This window comes from Sphaerisporangium fuscum (genome assembly GCF_018531465.1).
In the GTDB taxonomy this organism is placed as follows: Bacteria; Actinomycetota; Actinomycetes; order Streptosporangiales; family Streptosporangiaceae; genus Sphaerisporangium; species Sphaerisporangium fuscum.
Window position 1 is genome coordinate 16,434 of the sequence record NZ_JAHDTF010000003.1, and the last position, 23,535, is coordinate 39,968.

A 23,535-nucleotide genomic window follows, 5' to 3' on the forward strand; every position below is an offset into this window, starting at 1 on the left:
CCGGCCCACCGCAGTATGAAGTTCCCGCGTCGAGGACCTGAACGGGCTCGACGCCGGCGGCTCAGCCGGTGGAGCGGCCCAGCAGCTCGAAGAACGTGTCGCCGCGGACGATCTCGAACGGGTCGCCGAGCAGCGCGCCGAGCTCGGCGACGTCGCTCGGCGTCCAGTTCCAGGCGTTGACGGCGCCGGCGATGAAGAGCGGCTTGCGGCCGTCCCAGCCTTCGATGTGCTTCAACAGCGCGTCCCGGTACTCCTGCGCCTTCCCCTGGGGGGAGAGGTTGCCGATCAGCGGGATCCCGGCCGGGCGGGCCAGCAGGTCTCCGGTCTCCCAGGACTGGATGATGCCGCGCACCGGCGTGTTCTCGCGGTAGGACCGGACGATCCGCTCGTCGAAGGGCACCCAGCCGTCGCCTTCCGGCTTGCGCTGGTTGTAGGCGTAGACGAGGTTCATGCCGGTGCGGCGCATGTAGCGGCCGCTGAGCTCGGTGTAGGCGTCCAGGGCCGCCTGCGGCCAGGAGCCCGGGTAGGTGTAACCGGCGCCGGAGGGGCCGGCGATCAGCAGGTCGTTCGCCGTGGCGGTGCGCTGGTAGTACGCGAGCAGCGCGGGGCCGATGTCGGCGAGCAGCGGGCTGACCGTCCAGTTCACCGGCACCTGACCGCGCTTGGGGTCGTCCCACAGGTCGCGCATGTGCCGCTGGCAGTACTGGATGTTGTCACCCTCGCCGAAGGTGAGGGTGAGATAGACCCGGTCGCGCAGCGTCGCCCTGGGGACGGGAGGCACCTTGGCGGACACCTTGGCCGCGACGCCGGCGTGGACGGTGGCGTTCATGTAGTAGTCGGCGGCCACCACCTCGACGCCGTGCTGCGAGGCCCGGTCGACGCCGCCCCATTCCCCGGCCACGTCGTTGGAGAACCACCCGGCGTAAGGGGTGGTGGGCTTGACCCGGCTGAAGACCTCGTCGAGCAGCTTGCCGCTCTCGCCGGCCGGAGGCAGCCACACGACCATCGCGCGCGACGCCACCACGTAGTCGCGGAAGTACGGGAAGGGCTCGACCCGGGTGGGGGCGGTGGTGGTGGCGGTGACCAGGTACTGGTTCCAGAGGTCGACCTCGACCTGGAGCTGCTTGGTCCCGGCCGGGGCGGTGAAGCGGTAGATGAAGTACCCGCCGCCGTCGGCGAAGCGGTTGGAGTCCCCGCCGATGGCGGAGTTGAGCCCGTCGAACAGGTACGGCGCCTCGGCGTCGGTGCCGGGGGTGAAGGAGGCGATGGCCGTGCCGTCGGCCTTCACGGTGACCTTGCCGACCGAGGCGCCCCACCCGTCGTCGCCCAGGGAGTCCTGGAAGCGCAGGTACACGCCGTCCTGCCCGGACAGTTCGGGGCTCAGGTCGAAGGTGCGCACCGCGCGGTTGGAGGAGTCGCGGACGCGCTGGGTCTCCCGCGCGATCTCACGCCACCGCACGTCGGGGACGCGTACGGTCCTGGTGGGCGGGAGCCCGGCGAGCAGGGTGTGGGCGCACCGGGGGAAGAGGTTGTCGAGCTGCCAGCGGTAGGTGGCCGTGGGGTCGCCGGCGTGGAAGCGGCCCCGCAGGTCGGCGACGATCCTCAGGCCGTGGACGCGGGCCTGCTCGGCGGTGGCGGCCACGGCGTTCTCCAGGCCGGCCAGCGTCGTGGCGACGTTCACCGAGTCGGCGACGGCCGGGTCGTGCAGGACCGCGCCCCGGATCTCGCCCCGGTAGCGGGCGACCAGGTCGAGGGCATTGTCGTGGCGGGTGACGGCGGCGCCGGTGCCGGGCAGCCAGCGCAGGTCGGCGCCGCCGCTTTCGTAGTTGAAGTAGAGGCGGGGACGGCGGCGGTTGACGACGCCCTGGAGCGTGGTCAGCAGCAGCTGGTCGTCGCCGGTGAGGGTGCTGACGTCGGCGACGTCGAGGTGGGTGGGCCGGCCGAAGGACGGCAGGAGCGGGGCGTCGGCGCGGGCTTCGGCGGTGCCGGGCAGGGAGAGGCCGAGGCCGCCGCTCGCGAGGACGACGCCGTTGGCCAGCAGGAAGGTGCGACGGGACAGCATCAGCGATCACTGCTCCTGGGGGGAAGGGCCGACAACGTTGTCATCTGCATGACCTGACTCCTTTTCGAGTCCTGGGCGGGCACGGCGGCGCGGCGCGGGCCCCGAGTCCCGTGCCGCCGCCCGCCCTGTTCCGGCCGTGGTACTTGGCGTCGATAGTTAAATCTTTTTGATTTACTAAGTCAACGGGTCGACGGAATTCGGAGTTAGGGCCACCGGCGCGGAACGGCACGACGTTCGGAAGACACCCAGGTGAGAGCGCTTTCTCGCACGCCGGCCCTTCTGCGACCCCGTCCGCCGCCTCCTCCGACCCCCGCCGCGCCGGAGATCCGGACGGTGTTGACGGGTGATGTGACAGCGGTTTTACTCCCAGGCAGAGATCGCTCTCTACGCCCGCGACCGTGACTCGCCGACCCGTGCGGCCTGCGATCGGCCGGCCCGCCGGACAGACCGGTGCGGCCCGCCGGCAGAGCGCCGGTGGACGCGATGGACGCCGCACCCTGAGAGGAGGCCGGCACCGATCATCGATGTTCGCCGCCTCGTCATCGGCGCGTCATCGCGCGGACCCGAGATCGGCTTCGTGCGTGCCTACCTTCAGGCCCGTTCGTATGTGGAGGTGGAGAATTGCGTAGGTTCGCGCGCGTGATCGCGGTGGCGCTCGCCATCGCCGTCCCCGGCGTCGCCCAGGAAGCGGCCCGGGCCGGGGCCCCGCCCGGTCCCGGCACGAGGATGGACGCCGAGAGCGCCGCACAGGCCGCCGTCCCGGACGTCGCGGCACGCGCGCCCGGCGCCGGCGACGCGGACGAGGCCGAGAGCGCCGAGAGCGCCGAGAGCGCCGAGAGCGCCGAGAGCGCCGAGAGCGCCGAGAGCGCCGAGAACGCCGAGAGGGCGCCGGGCACCGGCCGTCCCGGCTATCGGACGACCGTGCCGGGCCAGTCGGTCGAGGCGGACCGCGTCGACCGTCCCGTCGCGCCCGGCATCGTGCTGACCTCCTTCGACACCTTCGGCCGCGACGGCTGGACCCGCGCGCACGTCCTCAACGCCGACCTGTCCGGCTCCCGCGTCGACGTCGGGATGGTGGGCGGCAGGCTGACCGAGACCCGGCCCCTGTCGAAGGCGGCCGACGCCCAGAATGCCGTGGCGGCGGTCAACGGCGACTACTACGACATCAACGACACCAACGCCGTCATCGGCCCCGAGGTCCGGGCCGGCGAACTGCGCAAGGCCACCACCGAGAGCCGCACGGTCGCCTCGATCGGTGAGGACCGCGTGGCCCGCCTCGCGAGCGCCCTGCTCGAGGGCACGGTCACCGTCGCCGGCACCGCCCACCCCGTGGCGAGCCTGAACTCCGCCGCCCTGCCCGCAGGCGCCGTCTCGGTCTTCACCGACCAGTGGGGCCCCGGCCTGCGCACCCTGATCCCGCACTCCGGCGCCCTCACCGAGCTCGTCGTCTCCGGCGGCAAGGTGACCGCGGTCAACGACACGGTGACCACGACCCCGGTCCCGGACGGCGGCATGGTGGTCGTCGGCCAGGGCGCCGCCGCGGCCCGGCTCGCCACCGCCACGCCCGGCGACGCCGTCACCCTCGACGTGCGCCTGCGCACCGACTCGCCGGCCAAGCTGCGCACGGCCCTCGGCAGCGGCGAGGTGCTCGTCCGCGACGGCCAGGCCATCGACTTCCCGCCCTCCACCGGCAACGACGCCCTCAAGCCGCGCACCGCGATCGGCTGGACCGACGGCGGGCGGCGGCTGCTCATGGTGACCGTCGACGGCTCGGCCAACTTCTCGGCCGGACTGAGCTTCGACGAGACCGCCAAGCTGATGGTGCGGCTCGGCGCCCGCGAGGCGTTCATGCTGGACGGCGGCGGCTCCTCCGACATCGTCGCACGCACCCCCGGTGACGACGGCGTGAGCGTCGTCAACACCCCCTCCGACGGCGGCGAGCGGCTCATCCCGAGCGGTGTGGGCCTGTTCGCGGCGAAGGGCTCGGGCAGGCTGCACGGCCTTTCGGTGCGCACGGGCGCCGCCCGCGTGTTCCCCGGCCTCACCGTGGCGGTCTCGGCCGCCGGGTACGACGAGACGTACGCCCCCGTCGGGCTCGGCTCGACCCGGGTGCGGTGGGACGCCGGCCGGCTCGGCGAGGTACGCGACGGGGTCCTGCGCGGCGGCCGCCCCGGGGAGGGCGAACTGGTCGCCCGCGCCGGACGGGCGCGCGGCGCCACCGGCCTGCGCGTGCTCGGCGCCCTCGCCGGCGCCGAGTTCGGCTCCGCGGGCCTGACCCTGGAGAGCGGCGACTCCGCCGTCGTCCGGGTCACCGGCCACGACGCCGACGGCTTCACCGCCCCCATCGCCGTCCGCGACACCGACCTCGCCTACGACTCCTCGGTGGTGAAGGCCGAGCCGCAGGCCGACGGATCACTGAAGATCACCGGGCTGGAGGCGGCGGACGGCGCCGGCACCGTCGTCACCGCGACCGTCCAGGGAAAGGTGGCGCGCCTGCCCGTGGCCGTCGGCCTCAAGCGGCGGTCCCTGGCGGAGTTCGAGGCGGGGGAGAACTGGGCCGCCTCCACGGCGAAGGCCACCGCGTCGGTGGCGTCCGTCGCCGCGGCCGACCGGCCCGGCGCCCCCGCCGGGAACCAGGCGCTCGCCCTCACCTACGACTTCACCGGCACCTCGGGCACCTCGGCGGCGTACGCGGTGGCCAAGCCGTCCCCGCTCACCCTGCCGCACGGCACCAAGCGGCTCGGCGTGTGGGCGTACGGCGACGGGAAGAAGCACTGGCTGCGCGCCACGCTGCGCTCGCAGGGGACGACCAACGTGCCGTTCACCTTCGCCACCGCCGTCGACTGGACCGGCTGGAAGTGGGTCGAAGGGACCCTGCCCGCCGGCTTCTCCGAGCCGATCACCCTGACCAACCTCTACGTGGTCGAGACCTCCAACCTCGCCAAGGACGCCGGGCAGCTGAGGTTCGACGCGCTGACCGCGATGGTCGGCCAGGAGGTCACCGCCGAGTCCGCCCTCACCCCCGACCCCTACGTGCTGGAGCAGGAGGACCTCGGCAAGGGGCGCTGGCGCTTCGCCGTCATGTCCGACCTGCACGTCGGCGCGGCGGGCGGCCCGTCGTCGTTCGCCGCCCGGCAGGCGGCCACCGCGCTGAAGCAGGCCGTCGCCGCCAAGCCCGACTTCATCGTGATCAACGGTGACTTCGTGGACAACAACACCCCGGCAGACTTCGCGCTGGCGGAGCAGATCCTCAAGGACAACGTGCCCGCGGACCTGCCCGTCCACTGGATCCCCGGCAACCACGAGTCCGGCGCGACCGCCACCGGCACCCTGGACAACTTCCTCGCCACCGGGCGGCCGGCCCACCAGACGTTCGACCACAAGGGAACCCGCTTCGTCCTGCTCAACACCACCCTCGGCGGGCTGCGCCCGTCGGACTGGACGCAGGTCCCCGGTCTTTCGGAGGAGCTGGCGAAGGCCGCCGAGGACCGCTCGGTCGAGTCGGTGACCGTGGTGTTCCACCACCCGCTGCACGACCCCTCCGGCGCGGCCAGCTCCCAGTTCTCCGACCAGCTCGAAGCCGGGCTGGTGGAGCGGTGGCTGGCGGAGTTCCGGGAGAGCGCGGGCAAGCCGGTGGCGCTGTTCACCGGTCACGCCCACACCGCGGCCGTCACCCGGGCGGACGGCGTCCTGGAGGTGAACACGCCCGCGGTGGGCAAGACGCCCTACAGCTCGCCCGACAAGGGCGGTTTCTTCGGCTGGATGCTGGTCGGGGTGGACCCCCGGCCGGGCCGCGTCACGGCCGGCGAGCCGAGCCCGAAGACCCGCGACTGGCTGACGGCCCGGGTGAACCCGCTGTTCGACGAGATCTCGCTGTCCGCGCCGGGCACGCTCGCCGCCGGCGCCACCGCGAAGGTGTCCGCGACCGGCACCACGACCGGGTTCAACCTGACCTTCCCGCTGCGCTACCCGGCCAGCGTCACCTGGAGCGGCGACGGCGCCCTGGCCGTGGTGTCCTCGGCCGCCGAGGTCAGGGCCGCCTCCCGGCGGCACGGCGTGGTCGCGGTGCTCGACCTCGCGACCGGCACGCTCACCGGCGTGCGCCCGGGACAGGCGACGCTCACCGTCACCTCGGGCGACCGGTCCGCCTCGTCGGCCCTGACCGTGACGGCGGCGCCCTGAGACTCACGCGGAACAGAGGGGGCTGAGGGGCCGTACGGCCCTTCCCCCCTCGTGAGGGGCCGTACGCCGCCAAGGGGCCGGCCCCTCAGCCGTCCCCGCCGCACGACGGGGCGGGGAGGGAGAAGGCGACGGCCTTCCCCGGTGTGCGTCCGACGAACATCGTCGTCGGGTAGGCGTAGCAGTGGCCGCCCGACAGCCGGTGCGCCAGCAGCAGCCCGCGCCCGCTCTCGGCGAACGGCGTGAGGTCGATCTCGTCGATCTCGTCCGGCGCCCGCGGGCCGGACGGCTCGGGCTCCGCCGCGGTGTGCAGGTCGGCCAGGATCGCGTGGATCTCCGCCAGGCGGGTCCCGCCGTCCACCATCTCGCACCACATCGGGATCCCGCTGAGGAAGTGAATGCGCAGCTCGTAAGGGCCGCACGCGTGTTTTTCGGAATTGGCGGCAAGCTCCGCCACGATGATCTCGGCGTCGCCGATCCCGTCGGCGGCGACCCCCGCTTCCAGAAGGGCACGGCGGACCGCGGCACGGGCGGCGCGCGAGGCCGAACCCCCGCGCAGCGTCGTCACCAGCACGCGGAAGGTGTCGTCGCAGGCGGCGTGGACGGCATCGCCGGACCGCCGTTCCTCCGCCAGGACCGCGGTGCGGTGGTGAGCCTCCTTCGGGACGGGCTGCTCGGCGCGCATGAGTTGATCACTCCTTGGGCTTCTCGGTCGATGAGCAAGCGGAGGAAGCGCGCGGTGATCCCCCGGGGTTCGCCTTCGATGGTGAGGGAAGCTTCCACCCGGTGGTAAGCCGTCCTACCGATAGCCATGTCCTGTCTGCCCGCGATCGGCCGGACCGATCGGCCCCGCCGATCCGCCTTGGCGATCGGCCCTACCGTTATCCCAGACGGAAGGCCCCCCGACCTGGTTAATTGAGAGGCCAGCGCATCCATCGGCGGAAGGTCGGCATGAATGTCACTCACGCGAGCGAGCAGGCGATCAGCTTCGCGGTCTGGGAACGACCCCAGATGCGCGGGGCCCTGGCGGTGCGCGACATCGCGACGGTCTACCAACTGCTGCAGCGCGTAGGGATCTCCCAGAGGCGCATCGCCGCCCTGACGGGGCAGTCCCAGTCGGAGATCTCCGAGATCCTCAACGGCCGCCAGGTGATGGCGTACGACGTGCTGGTGCGCATCGCCGACGGCCTCGGCGTGCCCCGCGGCTACATGGGGCTCGCCTACGACGACGTCTCCCAGGCCGCCGACCCGCTGCCCGAGGTCTACCAGGACGACGTCCCGGAGGAAGAGCAGGTGCGCAGGCTGCTCGCCCACGCCGCGCAGGTCACCATCGGAGCCCTGCCCGCGTCGGTGGACGAGTGGCGGCGACCGCTGCCGCACGTGCCCACCCCGCCGCGGGGCCGCATCGGGGAGGCCGAGGTCGTGCAGGTCGAGACGGTGACACGGTCGCTGCGAGCGCTCGACTACCAATACGGCGGCGGCGTGTGCCGCGACGCGGTGGTCGCGCAGCTCGGCTGGTCGCACAACCTCCTGCAGGCCGACTGCACCGAGCAGGTCCAGCGCCGGCTGCACCAGGCCCTGGCCGACCAGCACAACCTCGCCGGCTGGACGTCCTTCGACATCGGCCTGTACAGCGCCGCCCGCCAGCATCTCGCCCGGGCCCTCGAACAGGCCAAGCACGCCGGGGACCCCTCGCTCGCGGCCAACGTGCTGTACCGCATGGGCCGGGTCCACCTGCACCGCGACCGGGTGGCGGACGCGCTGCGGTTCTTCCAGCTCGGCCAGATCTGCGCGCAGGACGCCAGCTGCGAGCTGACCGTCGCCATGCTGTGCGCCAACGAGGCCTGGGCGTACGCCCTGCTCGGCGACGAGAAGCTCGCCCTGAAGTCCATCGAGCGCGCCAGAGCCGAGTTCGAGCGCGCCGACCAGGAGGCGGCTCCGTGCTGGGTGCGGTTCTTCGGCGAGGCCGACCTGCAGGCGGCCAGCGGCGTGGCGCTGCTGAGCCTCGGACCGGGTCGCGAGAGCCGTCTCACCGAGGCCGCCGAGCTGCTGGAACGCAGCGTGAGCCACCGTGACCAGAGCATGACGCGCAGCAAGGTGTTCGAGCTCATCGGCCTGGCGACGGTGCAGCTGCTCCTCGGCGAGGTGGAGCGGGGGCTGCGCAACGGCCACGACGCGGTGACGCTGGTGGCCCACATCAGGTCGGTCCGGACGATCGACCGCCTGGCCCCGTTGCGGAAGGCCGCCGCCGGCCGCCGCAACGCCGGCGCGCAGGAGCTGTGCCGCCGCATCGCCGAGTTGCGCCCGATCGATCGCTGAGGGCCCCGCACAACGTCGCCGCTTCGCCACACCCGGACCGTGAAGGTCGCCGGGGCCACACCCGTACCTCCTGTGATTACTGTAAGTAATCAGTCAAATACTCACCGTGATGATATGGTGACCATGGAGGATGGTCCAAGCGGCGCCCGTTCGGTCCTCCGGGCCCGCGCCACCCCGCTTCCCGCCACGCCAGGCCCGCCGCCCGGTCTCCGCCGCGCGTTCCCGCTCCGTGCGGGACCGCTGCGGATCCCCGGCCCGCTGGAGGGCAGCGGGGGTGCAGAGCGATTCCCAGATCTTCGCCACCACGTCGGCGACCGGCGGCACTCTCACAACCTGAGGCGCATAGACGACTTCCAGCACCGCAGAACCGCAGGGACGAACCAGACGACCTCCAGCAGCCGTACCTCTGATCACCGACACCACCTGCGAAACCCGCCGGGACCACCTCGGCGACCGCGGACCCCCGGCCACCGCACCCACCCGGTGCCCGTGACCGCACATCCGCCCGGCGGCACCCTCCGGCGGGACGCACCACCTCGCGGCCCGCCGCAACCTCCGAGAAGAACGAGAAGGACAAGACGAACAGCTATGACCATCTCAGCAGTTCAGAACCCCTACGGGGGGCTCACCCGCGACACCCTCCACTCGCTGCTCGCGGCGGTCTGCGCCCGCACCGGCCTGGACCCGGACCACGCCGAGCTGATCAAGTTCACCAACAACGCCGTGTTCCGGCTGCGCACGGAGCCGGTGGTCGTCCGGATCGCCGGCTCCACGGCCGCCCGCGACCGCGCCGTCACCGTCGTGCGGGTGGCCCGGTGGCTGGAGAGCCACGGCTTCCCGGCGGTGCGGCTGCTACCGGGAATCGAGCAACCGATGCGGCTCGACGGCCAGGTGATCACCTTGTGGCAGCGGGTGCCCGAGACGGGGCCCCGGCCGGACGGTGCCGACCTTGCCGGCCTGCTCAGACGCCTGCACCGGCTGCCCGCTCCGCCCCTGGCGCTGCCCGACTGGCATCCGATGGACGAGGTACGCCAGCGGCTGGCCGAGCCGGAGGAGCTGGACACCGACGACCACGAGTTCCTGCTGGAGGAGTGCGACGAGATCGAGGACCAGCTGGCGATGCTGCGCTTCGACCTGCCGCCGGGGGTCATCCACGGCGACGCGTTCATGGGCAATGTCATCGCCGGCCCTCGTGGCCCCGTGCTGTGCGACTTCGACGGCACCAGCATCGGCCCCCGCGAGTGGGACCTCGCGCCCGTCGCGGTCGGCCGCCTGAGGCTCGACTATCCGACCGACGACCACGCGTTACTGGCGAAGGGGTACGGCTTCGACGTCACCGGCTGGCCCGGCTTCCCGGTGCTGCGCCGCCTGCGCGAGCTGAAGCTGGTCACCAGCGTGTTGCCGATCCTGCGCAGCAACCCCGGCATCCGCGAGCAGTGGGAGCACCGCATGCGGACCTACCGGGCGCGCGACCTGTCGGCCAGGTGGCAGCCGTACCGGTGACGGCCGGCGTCCGCACCGCCCGGCCCGCGGCCGGGACCGAAGGCCCGGGCCGAGCGGTGCGGAGCGTGCCAGGATAGGACCGTGACGACGGCTGTGGAGACGGGCATCGACCTGGCGGACCTCGGCTTCTGGCGCAGGCCGCCGCGTGAGCGCGAGCGTGATTTCGCCCGGCTCCGCCGGCTGGACCGCCCGGTGTTCTTCCCCGAGCGCCGGGTGCCGCTGCTGCGCTCCGGCAGCGGGTTCCACGCGCTGGTGCGGCATGCCGACGTGGTGGAGGCCAGCCGCAACGCCAAGGTCTTCTCCAGCGAGCCGGCCGTCACCAACCCCGAGCCGCCGGGATGGGTGAAATACGTCTTCGGCGACTCGATGGTCAACCTCGACGACCCCCGGCACGCCCGGCTGCGCCGCATCGTCTCGCGTGCCTTCTCGCCCAAGATGCTGAGCAGACTGGACGACGACATCGTCAGGGCCGCCGGGCGCATCGTCGACGACGTCGTCAAGGAAGGGCCCCGCGACTTCGTCGCGCAGGTCGCCGCGCGGCTGCCCATCCACGTCATCTGCGACATGATGGGCATCCCGGAGGACATCCGGGCCAAGGTCCACCAGCACGTCGACGTCTCCACCGCCTACACCGGCGTGCGCATGTCCCTGCCGCGCACGGTCGCGATGGCGGGCCGCAACATGGCGGCGCTGTTCGCCCTGCAGCGCCTGGTGATCGACCTCGGCCGCCGCCGCGAGAAGGACCCCGGCGACGACCTGGTGTCCGCGCTGGTCACCGCGAACGTCGACGGCGAGCGGCTGACGCCCAGGGAGCTCGGCTCGTTCTTCACGCTGCTGCTGGTCGCGGGCAACGAGACGGCCCGCAACACGATGGCCCACGGGCTCAAGCTGCTGACCGACAACCCCGGCGAGCGCGAGCGGCTCGCGGGCGACTTCGAGGGCCACATCGCCGGCGCCATCGAGGAGACCGTCCGCTACGTCTCCCCGATCATGCAGTTCCGCCGCACCGTCACCCAGGACTACGAGATACGCGGGGTACGGCTGCGCCCGGGCGACAAGGTGGTGCTGTTCTACGGCTCCGCCAACCGCGACGAGGACGTCTTCGACGACCCCGACCGCTACGACATCACCCGCAAGCCCAACCCCCACGTCGGCTTCGGCGGGCCCGGCCCCCATTTCTGTCTCGGCGCCAACCTCGCCAGGCAGGAAATCAAGATCATGTACCGTGAGCTGTTCACCCGGCTGCCCGGCATCCGTGCCGTGGGGGAGCCCGAGCTGCTGCTGTCCAACTTCGACAACAGCGTCCGCAGCCAGGCCTTCACGTTCTGACCCCCGGCTCACCGGCCCGGTGCGCCGCCCCGCGGCCGCCTGCCTGCGCGAGGCGGCCCGCGCTCTGACGCGGCCGGGCGCTGCCGGGCCCCCGTCGGCCGCCGCCCGCCGGGCGGTTAGTGTCCGTGGCGTGGACATCGACGACTTCAGCCGCCTTCACCTGGCGCCGTCCCGCTTCGGCCTGGACCCGTCCGTCACCCACCTGAACCACGGGTCCTTCGGCGCCACCCCCGACCTGGTGCGCGACCGCCAGGACGAGCTGCGCCGCGAGGTGGAGCGCGACCCCGGCCTGTTCTTCGCCACGCTGCTCGACCGGACCGCCAAGGCCAGGAACGAGGTAGCGGCGTTCCTCGGCGCAGAGCCGGAGGGCATGGCGTTCGTCTCCAACGTCACCGAGGGGGTGGCCGTCGCCCTGAACAGCGTGCCCCTCCAGGCCGGCGACGAGATCCTGCTGTGCGATCACGCCTATGGCGCCGTCGAGATCGCCGCCCGGCGCCGGGCGGAGCTGACCGGGGCCGGCGTCGTCAAGGTGACCCTTCCCGGCGGGACGGACGGCGACTGGTCGGGGGAGGAGGCCGCTGAGACCTTCCTCGGCGCGGTGACGTCCCGCACGAAGGTGGCGGTGTTCGACCACATCACCTCGAACACCGCGCGGCTGCTGCCGGTCGGCCGTCTGGTGGAGGCCTTCCGCGCCCGCGGGATCGTCACGATCGTCGACGCGGCCCACGCGCCGGGGATGCTGGAGGTCGAGGTGAGCGCAGTGGGCGCCGACTTCTGGACCGGCAACCTGCACAAATGGGCGTTCGCGCCCCGGCCTTCCGGTGTGCTGGCGGTGGCCCCGCGATGGCGGGAGCGGGTCGAGCCGCTCGTCCCGTCGTTCTACCAGGGCGACGGCTTCCCGAAGAACCTCGAGTTCAAGGGCACCCTCGACTACACCCCCTGGCTCGCCGCCCCCCACGGCACGCGGTTTCTGCGGGAGCTCGGCGCGGCGGCCGTCCGGGAACGCAACGCCGGCCTGGTCGCGCGCGGTCAGGCGATCCTCGCCGAGCGCGCCGGGCTCGTGCCATGGCGGTCCGACCCCGAGCTGTCCATGCGCGTCCTGCGCCTGCCCGCCGGTGTGGCGACCACCTGGGAGCAGGGCGAGGCGCTGGCGGCGGAGATCTGGACCAGGTTCGGCTGCCGGACCGGCGTCAAGGCGTGGCCGCAGGCCGGCCTGCTTCGCCTGTCCGCCCAGCTGTACAACCGCGAGGCGGACTACGAGCGGCTCGCCACCGGCTTGCGCGAGCTGCTCGGGTAGGCCGTGAGGCGGGTTACGGGCGCTTCGCCACGGCCTGTGCGAATTGCTCGGCTAGACCGTGAACCGGACCACGAGCGGCTCGCCACGGGGCTGCGCGACCTGCTCGGGTAGCAGGACGCGCAGATCCGTGAGCGAGTTCAGCGGCTGCCGTGGACGCACTTGCGCTTCTTCGCGTCGTAATGCCAGCCCTTGCCGCACGTCCGCTTCTTGCTGGGGGTGTTGCGTGCGCACTTGCCCGTCCGCTTGTCGTAGTGCCAGCCCTTGCCGCACTTCTTGGGCGTGGGGGCCGCCTGCGCCTGCTGGACGGGTGCGGCGACCGCCGGCGTCACGGTGCTCGCGGCCAAGGCGCCGGCCGGGCCCGCCGTCGTCGCCGTCAGCGTCGCGGCCAGGCAACCGGCGCCCAGCACGCCCACCAGTGCCCGCCTGACAGATCTCTTCGCCATCGCTGCCTCCTGTGTGAGTCGCCGCTGATCGCGCGTTCGGTGGCATCTCCTTCGCAGGCGATCGGCCCTTCCCCATCATCGGCGGCGGAGCGTCACCGCGGCGTGACGCCGGCGTGACCGCGGTGCCGCCCGCGCCGGGCGTCGGCAGGGCGAGTGCCGTTTCAGCCGCCCAGCTTGACCGCACGGCGGACGTCGCGGGCGTAAGCCTCGGGCTGTTCCCAGGCCGCGAAGTGGCCCCCGGCACGGTGTTCCACATAATCGCGAACGTTCAGGAACGCCTCGGCGTAGCTTCGCGGCTCCGGTTTGACGTCGCGCGGAAACACGGAGAGCACGGTCGGCGTGTCGATCCGGTCGGGGAGGACGACCGGTTCGACATAGGTGGCGAAAGAGGTGCCGATCGTGCCGGTGACCCAGTAGGCGGTGACCCAGGTGAGCAGCTCGTCGGTGGTGAAGGCCGACTCGTCGGACCAGGACTCCAGTTTCTCGACGATCCACGCCGCGAGGCCGGCGGGTGAGTCGCCGAGGGCGACGGCGAGCGTGTTCGGCCGCGTCGACTGCTCGGCGATGTACCCGCCCTCGGTCCGGAACCACTGCGCCGACCGTGCGAGGTAGGCCGCCGCGTCGGGCGCGAGCCTGGCCGGGTCCGCCCTGAGCGCACGCTGCGGGGCGATGTTCGTCAGGTGCAGGGCCGCCACCCGGTCCGGGTATGCGGCCGCGAGGAGTTCGGCGACGGTGCCGCCCACGTCGCCACCGGACACCGTGTATCGCGAGTAGCCGAGCGCATCCAGACCGTCCGCGATGACCCCGGCGATCCGGTCGGCCGACATGCCGGGAACGGTGAGCGGGGCCGCGAACGGGAAGCCCGGCAGCGCGGGAACCACCACGTGCATGTCCGCGAGCAAAGGCAGGACGCGCTCGAACCGCAACACCGAGTCCGGCCAGCCGTGCAGCAGTACGACGACCGGGGCGCCGGGGTCAGCGGACCGCTGGTGGATCACACGCAGGTCGGTGTCGCCCGCCTGTACCGTCACCCAGGGCAACGCGCCGATGCGGCGTTCGTGCACGCCCCAGTCGTATCCGTCGGCCCAGCGTTCGAGCAGTTCGTCGAGGTGGGCGCCGCTGATGCCGCGCGTCCTGTCGTCACTCCACGGGGTCGTGACCCGCCGCGTCCGCTGGAGTCGTTCCCGCATCTCGTCGTTCATGTGTATCAGCGTACACATTTTGTGTATGCTCGTACACATGACTTCGCGCAACGCGGCCGCCACCAGGCGGCGGATACTGGAGCACGCGCAACGCCAGTTCGCCCAGCACGGGTACGCGGCGACCACGGTCAAAGGGGTGGCCGACGCGGCGGGCGTGTCGCCCAACCTCATCACGCGCTATTTCGGCGGCAAGGACGGCCTTTTCCTGGCGGCGACCCGGGTGGAGATCCCGGTCTCCGACTCCTTCGACGGCGAGCGTTCCGCGCTGGGTCCGCGCCTCGCGGCGAGCATCGTCCAGCGCTGGTTCGGTGCACCCGGCGAGGATCCGCTGCTCGTGCTGCAACGCGCCTCCGGCGAACGCCCGGAGGCGGCGGAGGCGCTGGCCGCCTTCCTCGACGCGAACTCGCTGGAGCCGCTGTACCGCTACCTGCGCGACAGCGGCCTGGACGATGCGGAGGCCCGCAGCCGAGCCGCGGCGATCGACGCCTTCGTGCTCGGCGTCTCGACCCGCCGCCGGGTCCTGCGTTCCGAAGTCGGCGACCCCGCCGATCTCCAGGCCTGGCTGAGCACCACCATCCAACGCCTCGCCGACGGGTGACGCGGTGACGTATCCCGATACGGGCGAGTTCGGCGTCCCGGACGCGGTCGGTGAACTGTCTCCAGGGTTTGGTCCGCCGGAAGGTGGTGCCGTGCCGGTGCGGGACCTGCCGCAGCCGTTCCCGTCCTATCTCGATGAGGTGGCCGGCGAGCTTGCGGACGGGCGATCCGGCCACTGATCCTGGAGCCGGCCGGGCCGGTCACTCGCCATGCGCTTGGCGTGCGGCCTGCGCGGTGACGCGTTCGATGGCCTGGACGGCGAGATCGGGCTGGTCGAGGTAGATGTAGTGGCCGCTCTTCGTGGCCGTGCTCAGCTTGCCGCTGGTGGACAGCGCGAGCCATTTGCGCTGGCCGGCGGCCCACGCCTGCTCCAGGCGCGGCCCGTACTTGGGGACGGCCGCGAGGTACGGCTTCCCGTGCTGGATCACCTCCACTGGGATGTTCCCGGCGGAACGGACCTCGCCGTCGGTGATGACGAGCTTCTCCGGGTTCTCTCCTCGGAATATCGCGAGGTTCTGTGCGCGCAACTCGGCCGCCGGGCCGGTGGCGGACTCGGGGATCGCCTTCGTGATGTCGTGCACCATGGTGGACGGGGTGGCGTCCATCAGGACCAGCCCCTTGACCCTGTCCTGGTGGTCGGGGGCGTACCTGGCGGCGATCAGGCCGCCCAGCGAGTGCCCGGCCAGCACGACCGGGCCGTCACCGGCGACGCGGTCGAGCACCCCCGTAAGGATCTTCCCGGTGCTGGAGAAGCTCTGAGGGCCGTCCGGACGGCTGCTCGCGCCCGTGCCGAGCCGCTCGTAGGAACAGACCCGGTTCTGCTTGCTCAGCCTCTTCTGGAGGGCGGCCAGTTTGTCCAGCCCATCGCCTGCCCCGTGCATCAGGATGATGACAGGCCTGCCCTTCTCCGGGTCGCCCGAGCAGGACACGTTCACCGACCGGCCCCCGACGTCGATCTTCTTGGTCCCGGAGATCGGCGCGGCATCGGGCTTCCGCGTGCCGGAGGCGAGGGGATCCCAGTTCTCCAGCGCGTCGCCATCGCAGCCGGCGACCCCCGCGCCGAGCACGGCGCAGCACAGCGCGGCCACAACGGATGTCTTGATCTTGCGGAGCATTGAGGTCCTCCAGTAGGGGAGTCGACGCCGGACTGATGCGCACGGCGGTGCGGCGGAAAGCGGACGGGCCGCCGCGGCTGCGTCGTAACGCTAGGGATCCGGCGGTCCGGGATCGTCCCCGCACGGTGGACATTCGCCGGTAGCTCGTGCGAGGGACAGACGCGGCCTGTCGGAGAGGGGGCGCGATCGCCGTGTCCTGTCGAGCGGTGCGGACCCGGAGATGTACGCCATCCCCGGCGGCGTCGTGCGACGGATCGCAGGTGCGCATGTCCCCCGTGCGAGCTACCCGTGAGTGTCCACCGCACGGGGACGACTCCGGGCCGCCGGATCCCTAGCGTTTCCCGGCGTAGCGGCGGCACACCGTCGCGGAGTCCCCCCACCCAAGGGAGTCGTCATGCGGTTGTTGAAACAGCTCGTGCCCGTCGCGCTGGTCGCCTTCATCGGCGGCACGATCGTGGGCGCGGTGCAGGGGAGTCCCTTCCTCACCCTGCTCATGGGCGTCGCGACGGCCGTGCTCGCCGTACTCGTGTACGCCCGCGTGGTGCGGTGGTCGGAACGCCGCGCACCGGTGGAGGTGGCCGCGCGAGGCGCCGCCCGCGCCATCGCGCGAGGGGCGCTGATCGGTGTCGCGATGTTCGCGGCCGTCATCCTGAACATCGCTCTCGTGGGCGGCTACCGAATCGACGGTCAGGGCTCGCCGGCGGGCGCGCTCGGGGTCCTCGGCTTCATGGCCGCTGCCGCGGTGACGGAGGAGCTGCTGTTTCGCGGCATCCTGTTCAGGATCGTCGAGGAACGCACGGGGACGTGGGTGGCGCTGGCGCTGACCGGCCTGCTGTTCGGCCTGTCGCACCTGTTCAACCCGCACGCCGACCTGTGGGGCGCGATCGCCATCGCCATCGAGGCGGGCGGCATGCTCGCCGCCGCCTACGCCGCCACCCGCACCCTGTGGGTGCCGATCGGCGTGCACTTCGGCTGGAACTTCGCGGCGGCCGGAATCTTCGGCACCGAGGTCTCGGGCAACGGCGCGACGCAGGGGCTGCTGCACGGTGTCACGTCGGGCCCGGCCCTGCTCACAGGCGGCCAATTCGGGCCGGAGGCGAGCCCGTACGCGGTGGTGTTCGGCCTGCTGCTGACGGCCGTGTTCATGTGGCTGGCCCGCCGGCGCGGCAACGTGGTCCCGCTCCGGCGCCGCGCGACCGCTACGCTCGCCCAGTGATCGATCTACGGCGGGTCATGGACCTGTCGCGGCGGCGCGACGTCGTGGTCCGCGATTTACCGTTCGGGCTGCTGCTGGCCGTCGCATCGCTGCTGCCGGCGCTGCACGGCAAGGGGACACAGGTCGGCGACCTGCCGGCCCGGCCCTACGACGCGCTGGCGTACGTGGTGATCGCCCTGGAGTCCCTTCCGCTCGCCCTGCGCCGGCGGTGGCCGGCCGCGTGCCTGGCCCTGGTGTCGCTCGGCTTCGCCATCGACCAGCTCCACGGCTATCACGTGCTGGCGAGCAACGCCATGCCCATCGCGCTCATCAGCGCGGGCGCCCACCTGGAGCGTCACCGGCGGGTCGCCGTGGTCCTCCTCTCCATGGCGTACGTGCCGCTGGCGCTCGCGCTCGGCCGGCTCGGCGCGAGCGAGCGGGTGGAGGGTTACGTGGTGTTCTACCTGGCCCTGGCCCTCGCGTGGGGGATCGGGGTCTGGCTGCGCTCCACCCGGGCCGCCGAGGCGGAACGCCGCCGCCACGTCGCCGAGGCCACCCGCGCCGCCGAACGCACCCGGATCGCCCGGGAGCTCCACGACGTCGTGACGCACCACGTGACGGCGATGGTCGTGCAGGCGGAGGCGGCCCGCTATCTGACGGCCGCGCCCGATCGCCTCGACGCGACGCTGAGCGCCGTCACCGACACCGGTCGGCGGGCCATCACCGACCTGCGGTACATGCTCGACCTGCTCAAAGCCGATCACGACACCGACGTCAGCATGCCGTCCGCCGGCGAGCTCCACATGCTCGTGGAGCGGACCCGCCAGGCCGGGCAGCCGGTGGAGTTCGCCGAGGAGGGCAGCCCGGCGGAGTCGGCGGGCAGCGCCGAGTTCGTGACCTACAGGGTCGTCCAGGAGGCCCTGACGAACGCCCTCAAACACGCGCACGGCAGCCCGACCGCGGTCCGGGTGCGCTACGGCGAGAAGGAGATCAGCGTGGTGGTCAGCACCGACGGTCCCGGCTCCGGGGCCGGCTCTCCCGGCGGGAGCGGGCGGGGGCTGGCCGGGCTCCGCGAGCGGGTGGACGCCCTGGGCGGCGAGTTCAGCGCCGACCGGCAGGCGGGCGGCGGCTTCGTGGTACGGGCCCGCATCCCCGCGGGGAGCCGGTCGTGAGCGCGCCGGTCCGGGTCCTGGTCTGCGACGACCAGGCGCTGATCCGCACCGGCTTCGCGACGATCATCGACGCCCAGCCCGACCTGGAGGTGGTGGGCGAGTGCGGCGACGGCCGGGCCGCGGTCGACCTCGCCCGCCGGCTGAGCCCCGACATCGTGGTGATGGACGTCCGGATGCCGGTGCTCGACGGCATCGAGGCCACCCGCCTGCTGGCCGGCGCCGGGGTCGAGAATCCGGTCAAGGTGCTCGTGGTGACGACGTTCAACCTGGACGAGTACGTCTACGAGGCGCTGCGCGCGGGGGCGAGCGGGTTCCTGCTCAAGGACGCGCCGCCGGCGCAGCTCCTGCACGGCATCCGCACCGTCGCGACCGGCGCCGCGCTGCTGGCGCCCGAGGTGACGCGGCAGCTCGTCGGCAGGTACGCGTCCCGGATCCGGCCGGCCCAGGACAGGCCCGACGGGACCGCGCTGACCCCGCGCGAGCTGGAGGTGCTGCGCCTCATCGCCGACGGCCTGTCCAACAGCGAGATCGCCGCCACGCTGGTGATCAGCCAGGAGACCGTCAAGACGTACGTCTCGCGCATCCTGACCAAGCTTGACCTGCGTGACCGCGTGCAGGCGGTGGTCTACGCCTACCGCAGGGGCCTGGTGACCTGAGGCGCACCGCCCGGGAGCCTCGACGGGGCGAACGCCGCGGACGTCATGAGCCGTCCTGGGCCCGGTCAGGCCCTCAGCTCGCGGCCGCCGGCCCCGGCACGGCGTGTGCGCGCGGAGAGTGAGCCAAGACGACCTCGAGCAGGTCGACGAGCCGACCGAGCTGTTCCGGGTCCAGGCGGCCGGTCGCGGGCGCGAGGGCGCGCCGGATGTCGTCGTCCACGCGCCGGGCGAGTTCGAGCCCGGCCGGGGTCATGTACACCTCGACGACCCGGCCGTCGTCGGGGTTCTTGCCGCGGGTCAGCAGCCCGCGGCGCTGGGCGCGGTCGATGAGGCCGGACATCGTGGACTTGTCCAGGCCGAGGTAGGCGGCCAGTTCGGTGACGCGGGCGCGGCGGTCGCGGAGGATGCCGAGCACCCGCAGCTGGGTGAGCGACAAATCGTGCTCGCCGCCGATGCGGGTCAGTGCTCCTGCCACCTCGAAGGTAGTGCGGACGAGGGCGTCCACGACATCGTCGCTGGTGGTCATGCCGTCATGCTAGCCCGGCATGGTTGGCAAGGCCAACCATGCCGGGGCGGGGAAGGCAGGCGCCGCGGCCACCTGGAGCGCCGCTCGACCCGGTCCCGGGCCAGGTGGTCGACGGATGCGGCGTCGATCCCGCCGCATCCGTTGACATGGTTTGTCTTACCAACCATTATGGAGGTAGTTGGTAACACAAACCATCTTCTCGGAGGTCAACCATGCGCGCTGCCGTCATCCCCGCATCCGATGCCCCGCCGGTCTGTCGCGAGCACCCCGACCCCGCGCCACGCCACGGCGACGAGCTGGTCGTCGAGGTCCTCGCGGCCGGCCTGCACCATCTGACCAGGGCCAAGGCGAACGGCTCCCACTACTCCAGCGACGGCGTGTACCCGCTGGTCCCCGGCGTCGACGGCGTGGTACGCGACGAGGAGGGCAACCTCCGCTACGTGGTCCTGGACGACACCCCGCTGGGGACGTTCGCCGAGCGCACCCTCATCGACCCGCGCCGCAGCGTGATCCTGCCCGATGGCATCGACCCCGTCAGGATCGCGGCCGCGATGAACCCGGCCATGTCGTCCTGGGTCGCGCTGCGCCGGCGCGTCGACTTCCACGCCGGCCGGCGCGTCCTCGTCCTCGGCGCCACCGGCAACGCCGGACGGATGGCGATCCAGATCGCCAAGCTGTTCGGCGCCGCCCAGGTCATCGCCGCCGGCCGCGACACCACCCGCCTGAGGACGCTGACCGCGCTCGGCGCCGACGAGACGATCACCTTCGACCAGATCGGCCGCGCCGCCGACGTCGACGTGGTCATCGACTACGTGTGGGGCGAACCCGCCGCCGGCGCCATGATCCCGATGCTCACCGCCCGCGCCGACCGCGCCGCTCCGCTGACCTGGATCCAGATCGGATCCATCGCCGGCCCGACCGCGCCGATCCCCTCCGCGGCACTGCGCTCCGCCCGCCTGCAGATCGTCGGCAGCGGCATCGGCTCCGTCCCCGCCCGCGACTTCCTCGCCGAACTGCCGGAACTGGCCTCCGCGGTGGCCGCGGGCGCGATCGACGTACGGGCCCGCGCCGTACCCCTCGCCCGGGTCGCGGAGGCGTGGACCGCAGAGACCGACGACCGCGTCGTCCTCGTCCCCTAGCCGCCCCATCCGAGGAGTGAGCCATGACTTCGTTGAGCAGCCGCGGGCAACGGGCCCTGGTCGTGGGCCTCGGCGTCAGCGGCATCGCCACGGCGATCGGCCTTCGGCGCATCGGCTGGGATCCGGTGATCGTGGAGAGAGCGCCGGGCCGGCAAACGGGGGTCACTTCGTCGCGTTGTTCGGCGCCTGCCAGGCCGCCGCGCGGCGACTCGGCATTCTCGACGCCATCCCCGACCGGTCACCGCCCGGCGGCGCCACATACACGCTGGACCGCGCCGGCGTCCGCAGACCCGGTCTGGGGTTCGGGGACCTGCCGGTCTCGCCCCGCACGATGCTGCGCGGCGACGTGGAACGTGTGCGGGGCCACCAGGCAGGGATGTCGCTGGTGTCCCGACTTCAGTGTCTGCGGCCCTCAGGCGAAGATTCCGCCGGTGTCCCGGGTCGGGGAGGTGACGTCTCTGCGGATGTACCACTCAGTGGCGAGCAGCCGATCGCGGGTGGACGGGGGGAGGGCCGCGAACATCGTCATGCTGCCGCCGCGCTGCACCTCGGATTCGTGGGCCATCATGGCGGCCCACTTGCGGTCGGCCCAGGGCCGGACGTCGACCGTGGTCGTGACCTGCTCGTCCGGCACGCCGGGCAGGGTCTGGCCCGGCTCGGGCTCCACACCGAAGACGTCCCGCCAGACCGCGCGCACCAAGGTGCGGGGCAGGGTCGCCAGGTACACCGCGCGGGGCCGCCACGGTTCCCCGCAGCCCTGGTAGAGCTGGTCGTACCCGGCGGCCTCCACGGCGGCCAGAGTCACCCGGTGGGTGTGCAGGTGATCCTCGTGCCCGTACCCGCCGTAGCCGTCGTAAGTGATCACCACGTCTGGCCGGAATTCCCTGATGTGCTCGACCACCCGCCCCACCGACTCCTCCAACGGCACATCCAGAAACCGCCTCAAGGGTGGAACGGCGATGCCGGCGGCCTCCGGAGAGGAGGGTGTGCCGGTGGAGTCGGCGGAATCCGGCGAAGAGGCGTCCGGGGTGGGAGCCGAGGTCGGTACGCGCGCCTCGGCGTATCCGAGCAGGCGTGGACGGCCCGCGCCGAGGATCTCCAGCGAACGCTCCAGCTCCGCCGCCCGCCGAGTGCCCGCCGCCCAGGTGCAGGTGACCACCGCAGTCCGTGCCCCCGCGTCCGCGTACCGGGCCAGAACCCCGCCCGTCCACAGCGCCTCATCGTCAGGATGCGCGTGCACGCACAGCAGACTCAGTTCGGCCACGGGCACCTCCGGGAGACAACGTCCTTGATCAAATACCGCACGATGCTACCGCCGAGCACCCACCCCTACATCCGAACCGACGTAAACCCATCCCTGCATCCGAACCGACGCGAACCGGCTTTTGCATCCGGAGCGATGCGAACCCGCTCTTGCATCCGGAGCGATGCGAACCCATCCCTGCATCCGGAGCGACGCCAACCGGCTTTTGCACCGGAGTGACGGGAACCCATCCCTGCATCCGGAGCGACGCCAACCGGCTTTTGCATCCGGAGTGACGCGAACCCATCCCTGCATCCGACGCGACGCGAACCCGCCCCTGCATCCGAACCGACGCAAACTCACCCCTGCATCCGAACCGACGCAAACTCACCCCTGCATCCGAACCGACGCGAACCCGCCCAATTGAAACGCCATGCCCTCGCTCGACCCCCGCACCGCCGCAACTGCCGCCGAATGCCAGGCTCGGGCACTGCCTGCATCTGCCGTGCTGTTTGTGGCCGTGTGTCGCTTGCTTGTGCGGCGTTTCGTGCGGGTGCCAGTTGCGTTCGCCTGGGGTGTGGTGGCGGCTGTTTCAGTCCCCTCGATCGTCAGTTCATGCCGGTCACGCGCATGGTGATGTTGAGGCGGCCGGTCAGGCCGAGGGTGGGGTCGGCGGTGCCTGGGTACACCTTGGGCACTCCGTGGTAGGCGAACCGCGACGGGCCGCCGAAGACGAACAGGTCCCCTGAGGACAGCTCGACGTCGGTGTAGGGCCGGCCTCGGTCGGCCGTGTTGCCGAACCTGAACACGCAGGTGTCGCCCATGCTCAGCGACACCACCGGAGCGTCCGACTTCTCGTCCTTGTCCTGATGCATCCCGAGTCGAGCCGCCGAGTCGTAGAAGTTGATGAGCGCGGTGTCCGGGGTGTAGCCGTCACCGGCGGCGGGATCGTCGTACGCCTCCACCAGGGCGCGCCGGCCCAGCTCGATCATCCAGCCGGGGAAGTCGGCCACCCGGCGGCCGTTCACGTCGTCCGCCCTGCGGGTGTACCTGTACGGCTGCCAGTGCCAGCCGATGCACACCGTCTGCACGGACATGACCCCGCCGCCCGGCAGCTTGGTGTGCCGGATCGGAACCGGCCCCACCGCCCATCCCCGGCACGCCTCCACCAGTTCCTGCTGCCGTTCGGCATCCAACCATCCCGGCACGTGCACCGCCCCCGGCGCGATCTCCGCTCGAGGCAGAGAGAACAACCCGCTCATCGGCGACTCCTGAGGAGATGGTGGTGAGGTATTGACGCTATGGCCTCCCGCCTCGCGCGGTGTCGCGCGCCCCCCTCTCAGATGGGCGGTGCTCGGTGACTCCTGAGGAGATGGTGGTGAGGTATTGACGCTGTGACCTCCGGCCTCGCGCGGTGTTGCGCCCCCCTCTTGGATGGGCGGTGCTGGGTGGCTAGAGCAACAAGGGTGTCGGTGTCGTGGTCGAGATCGAGCTGCTGTCGCCCTGCGGCCATGGGCTGACATGAGCCCTGGTGGAGGGCGGGCGCATCAGGAGCCTG

At 72.0% G+C, this 23,535-nt stretch carries 19 protein-coding genes; 11 read left to right on the plus strand and 8 right to left on the minus strand.

What is annotated here, in order from left to right; genetic code table 11:
* Window positions 1–61 precede the first annotated feature (61 nt).
* Window positions 62–2,062 carry a GxGYxYP domain-containing protein gene (locus KIK05_RS03015; protein WP_214408964.1) on the minus strand — a complete coding sequence of 667 codons (2,001 nt, stop codon included), beginning with the start codon at window positions 2,060–2,062 and terminating at the stop codon, window positions 62–64.
* Between the two features lie 621 nt (window positions 2,063–2,683).
* On the opposite strand from KIK05_RS03015, the gene KIK05_RS03020 reads away from it, so the two are divergent.
* Window positions 2,684–6,244, plus strand: coding sequence for a phosphodiester glycosidase family protein (locus tag KIK05_RS03020; RefSeq protein WP_214408965.1), 3,561 nt, complete (start codon window positions 2,684–2,686; stop codon window positions 6,242–6,244).
* 85 nt (window positions 6,245–6,329) lie between these two features.
* Here the strand turns inward: KIK05_RS03020 and KIK05_RS03025 are convergent, their stop codons facing one another.
* Window positions 6,330–6,926, minus strand: coding sequence for an ATP-binding protein (locus KIK05_RS03025; RefSeq protein WP_214408966.1), 597 nt, complete (start codon window positions 6,924–6,926; stop codon window positions 6,330–6,332).
* 266 nt (window positions 6,927–7,192) lie between these two features.
* Here KIK05_RS03025 and KIK05_RS03030 point away from each other — a divergent pair, with 266 nt between their 5' ends.
* The 4 genes from KIK05_RS03030 to KIK05_RS03045 all read left to right on the plus strand — a co-directional run bounded on the left by KIK05_RS03030 (window position 7,193) and on the right by KIK05_RS03045 (window position 12,689).
* The gene (locus KIK05_RS03030) at window positions 7,193–8,560 is read left to right on the plus strand and encodes a helix-turn-helix domain-containing protein (protein ID WP_214408967.1); all 1,368 of its coding nucleotides are present in this window, start codon (window positions 7,193–7,195) and stop codon (window positions 8,558–8,560) included.
* A 588-nt stretch (window positions 8,561–9,148) separates the two neighbouring features.
* Window positions 9,149–10,063 carry a phosphotransferase enzyme family protein gene (locus KIK05_RS03035; protein WP_214408968.1) on the plus strand — a complete coding sequence of 305 codons (915 nt, stop codon included), beginning with the start codon at window positions 9,149–9,151 and terminating at the stop codon, window positions 10,061–10,063.
* Window positions 10,064–10,144: 81 nt separating this feature from the next.
* Window positions 10,145–11,392, plus strand: a complete 1,248-nt coding sequence (locus KIK05_RS03040; RefSeq protein ID WP_214408969.1) for a cytochrome P450 — start codon at window positions 10,145–10,147, stop codon at window positions 11,390–11,392.
* Between the two features lie 130 nt (window positions 11,393–11,522).
* Entirely contained in the window at window positions 11,523–12,689 is a 1,167-nt protein-coding gene (locus tag KIK05_RS03045; protein WP_214408970.1) for an aminotransferase class V-fold PLP-dependent enzyme, read from the plus strand.
* 137 nt (window positions 12,690–12,826) lie between these two features.
* On the opposite strand, the gene KIK05_RS03050 is transcribed toward KIK05_RS03045, so the two are convergent.
* Both KIK05_RS03050 and KIK05_RS03055 read right to left on the minus strand, forming a co-directional pair.
* Entirely contained in the window at window positions 12,827–13,132 is a 306-nt protein-coding gene (locus tag KIK05_RS03050; protein ID WP_214408971.1) for a hypothetical protein, read from the minus strand.
* Window positions 13,133–13,293: 161 nt separating this feature from the next.
* Window positions 13,294–14,334 (minus strand): epoxide hydrolase family protein, encoded by a 1,041-nt coding sequence (locus KIK05_RS03055; RefSeq protein WP_214408972.1) that lies wholly within the window; start codon window positions 14,332–14,334, stop codon window positions 13,294–13,296.
* A gap of 37 nt (window positions 14,335–14,371) precedes the next feature.
* On the opposite strand from KIK05_RS03055, the gene KIK05_RS03060 reads away from it, so the two are divergent.
* Both KIK05_RS03060 and KIK05_RS03065 read left to right on the plus strand, forming a co-directional pair.
* Window positions 14,372–14,932, plus strand: a complete 561-nt coding sequence (locus KIK05_RS03060; protein WP_214408973.1) for a TetR/AcrR family transcriptional regulator — start codon at window positions 14,372–14,374, stop codon at window positions 14,930–14,932.
* Between the two features lie 4 nt (window positions 14,933–14,936).
* Window positions 14,937–15,110 (plus strand): hypothetical protein, encoded by a 174-nt coding sequence (locus KIK05_RS03065; RefSeq protein WP_214408974.1) that lies wholly within the window; start codon window positions 14,937–14,939, stop codon window positions 15,108–15,110.
* A 21-nt stretch (window positions 15,111–15,131) separates the two neighbouring features.
* Here KIK05_RS03065 and KIK05_RS03070 read toward each other — a convergent pair whose 3' ends face one another.
* On the minus strand, window positions 15,132–16,046 hold the full coding sequence (locus KIK05_RS03070) for an alpha/beta fold hydrolase (RefSeq protein WP_214408975.1): 915 nt from the start codon (window positions 16,044–16,046) through the stop codon (window positions 15,132–15,134).
* A gap of 394 nt (window positions 16,047–16,440) precedes the next feature.
* On the opposite strand from KIK05_RS03070, the gene KIK05_RS03075 reads away from it, so the two are divergent.
* Genes KIK05_RS03075 through KIK05_RS03085 form a run of 3 tightly spaced genes read left to right on the plus strand, consistent with a single transcriptional unit; the run spans window position 16,441 to window position 19,069 of the window.
* Window positions 16,441–17,262: a CPBP family intramembrane glutamic endopeptidase gene (locus KIK05_RS03075; RefSeq protein ID WP_214408976.1), complete on the plus strand. Its 822-nt coding sequence runs from the start codon at window positions 16,441–16,443 to the stop codon at window positions 17,260–17,262.
* A complete protein-coding gene (locus KIK05_RS03080; RefSeq protein WP_214408977.1) occupies window positions 17,259–18,413 on the plus strand; it encodes a sensor histidine kinase in 1,155 nt (384 codons plus the stop codon). The genes KIK05_RS03075 and KIK05_RS03080 overlap by 4 nt, the downstream gene beginning before the upstream one ends.
* A complete protein-coding gene (locus KIK05_RS03085; protein WP_214408978.1) occupies window positions 18,410–19,069 on the plus strand; it encodes a response regulator in 660 nt (219 codons plus the stop codon). Before KIK05_RS03080 ends, KIK05_RS03085 begins: the two co-directional genes overlap by 4 nt.
* Before the next feature lie 73 nt (window positions 19,070–19,142).
* Here KIK05_RS03085 and KIK05_RS03090 read toward each other — a convergent pair whose 3' ends face one another.
* The gene (locus KIK05_RS03090) at window positions 19,143–19,595 is read right to left on the minus strand and encodes a MarR family winged helix-turn-helix transcriptional regulator (protein WP_214408979.1); all 453 of its coding nucleotides are present in this window, start codon (window positions 19,593–19,595) and stop codon (window positions 19,143–19,145) included.
* Between the two features lie 212 nt (window positions 19,596–19,807).
* Here KIK05_RS03090 and KIK05_RS03095 point away from each other — a divergent pair, with 212 nt between their 5' ends.
* Window positions 19,808–20,734, plus strand: coding sequence for a quinone oxidoreductase family protein (locus tag KIK05_RS03095; protein WP_214408980.1), 927 nt, complete (start codon window positions 19,808–19,810; stop codon window positions 20,732–20,734).
* 412 nt (window positions 20,735–21,146) lie between these two features.
* Here the strand turns inward: KIK05_RS03095 and KIK05_RS03100 are convergent, their stop codons facing one another.
* Together KIK05_RS03100 and KIK05_RS03105 are read right to left on the minus strand one after the other, a co-directional pair.
* A complete protein-coding gene (locus tag KIK05_RS03100) occupies window positions 21,147–21,998 on the minus strand; it encodes a PIG-L family deacetylase (RefSeq protein ID WP_214408981.1) in 852 nt (283 codons plus the stop codon).
* A gap of 587 nt (window positions 21,999–22,585) precedes the next feature.
* Window positions 22,586–23,239, minus strand: a complete 654-nt coding sequence (locus tag KIK05_RS03105) for an alpha-ketoglutarate-dependent dioxygenase AlkB family protein (protein WP_214408982.1) — start codon at window positions 23,237–23,239, stop codon at window positions 22,586–22,588.
* Window positions 23,240–23,535: the final 296 nt, after the last annotated feature.

Bases quoted from the DNA above. Each gene is read 5' to 3' on its own strand.
- KIK05_RS03015 (WP_214408964.1), bottom strand. From the start codon at position 2,062: ATGCTGTCCCGTCGCACCTTCCTGCTGGCCAACGGCGTCGTCCTCGCG.
- KIK05_RS03025 (WP_214408966.1), bottom strand. From the start codon at position 6,926: ATGCGCGCCGAGCAGCCCGTCCCGAAGGAGGCTCACCACCGCACCGCG.
- KIK05_RS03030 (WP_214408967.1), top strand. From the start codon at position 7,193: ATGAATGTCACTCACGCGAGCGAGCAGGCGATCAGCTTCGCGGTCTGG.
- KIK05_RS03035 (WP_214408968.1), top strand. From the start codon at position 9,149: ATGACCATCTCAGCAGTTCAGAACCCCTACGGGGGGCTCACCCGCGAC.
- KIK05_RS03050 (WP_214408971.1), bottom strand. From the start codon at position 13,132: ATGGCGAAGAGATCTGTCAGGCGGGCACTGGTGGGCGTGCTGGGCGCC.
- KIK05_RS03055 (WP_214408972.1), bottom strand. From the start codon at position 14,334: ATGAACGACGAGATGCGGGAACGACTCCAGCGGACGCGGCGGGTCACG.
- KIK05_RS03060 (WP_214408973.1), top strand. From the start codon at position 14,372: ATGACTTCGCGCAACGCGGCCGCCACCAGGCGGCGGATACTGGAGCAC.
- KIK05_RS03070 (WP_214408975.1), bottom strand. From the start codon at position 16,046: ATGCTCCGCAAGATCAAGACATCCGTTGTGGCCGCGCTGTGCTGCGCC.
- KIK05_RS03075 (WP_214408976.1), top strand. From the start codon at position 16,441: ATGCGGTTGTTGAAACAGCTCGTGCCCGTCGCGCTGGTCGCCTTCATC.
- KIK05_RS03090 (WP_214408979.1), bottom strand. From the start codon at position 19,595: ATGACCACCAGCGACGATGTCGTGGACGCCCTCGTCCGCACTACCTTC.
- KIK05_RS03095 (WP_214408980.1), top strand. From the start codon at position 19,808: ATGCGCGCTGCCGTCATCCCCGCATCCGATGCCCCGCCGGTCTGTCGC.
- KIK05_RS03105 (WP_214408982.1), bottom strand. From the start codon at position 23,239: ATGAGCGGGTTGTTCTCTCTGCCTCGAGCGGAGATCGCGCCGGGGGCG.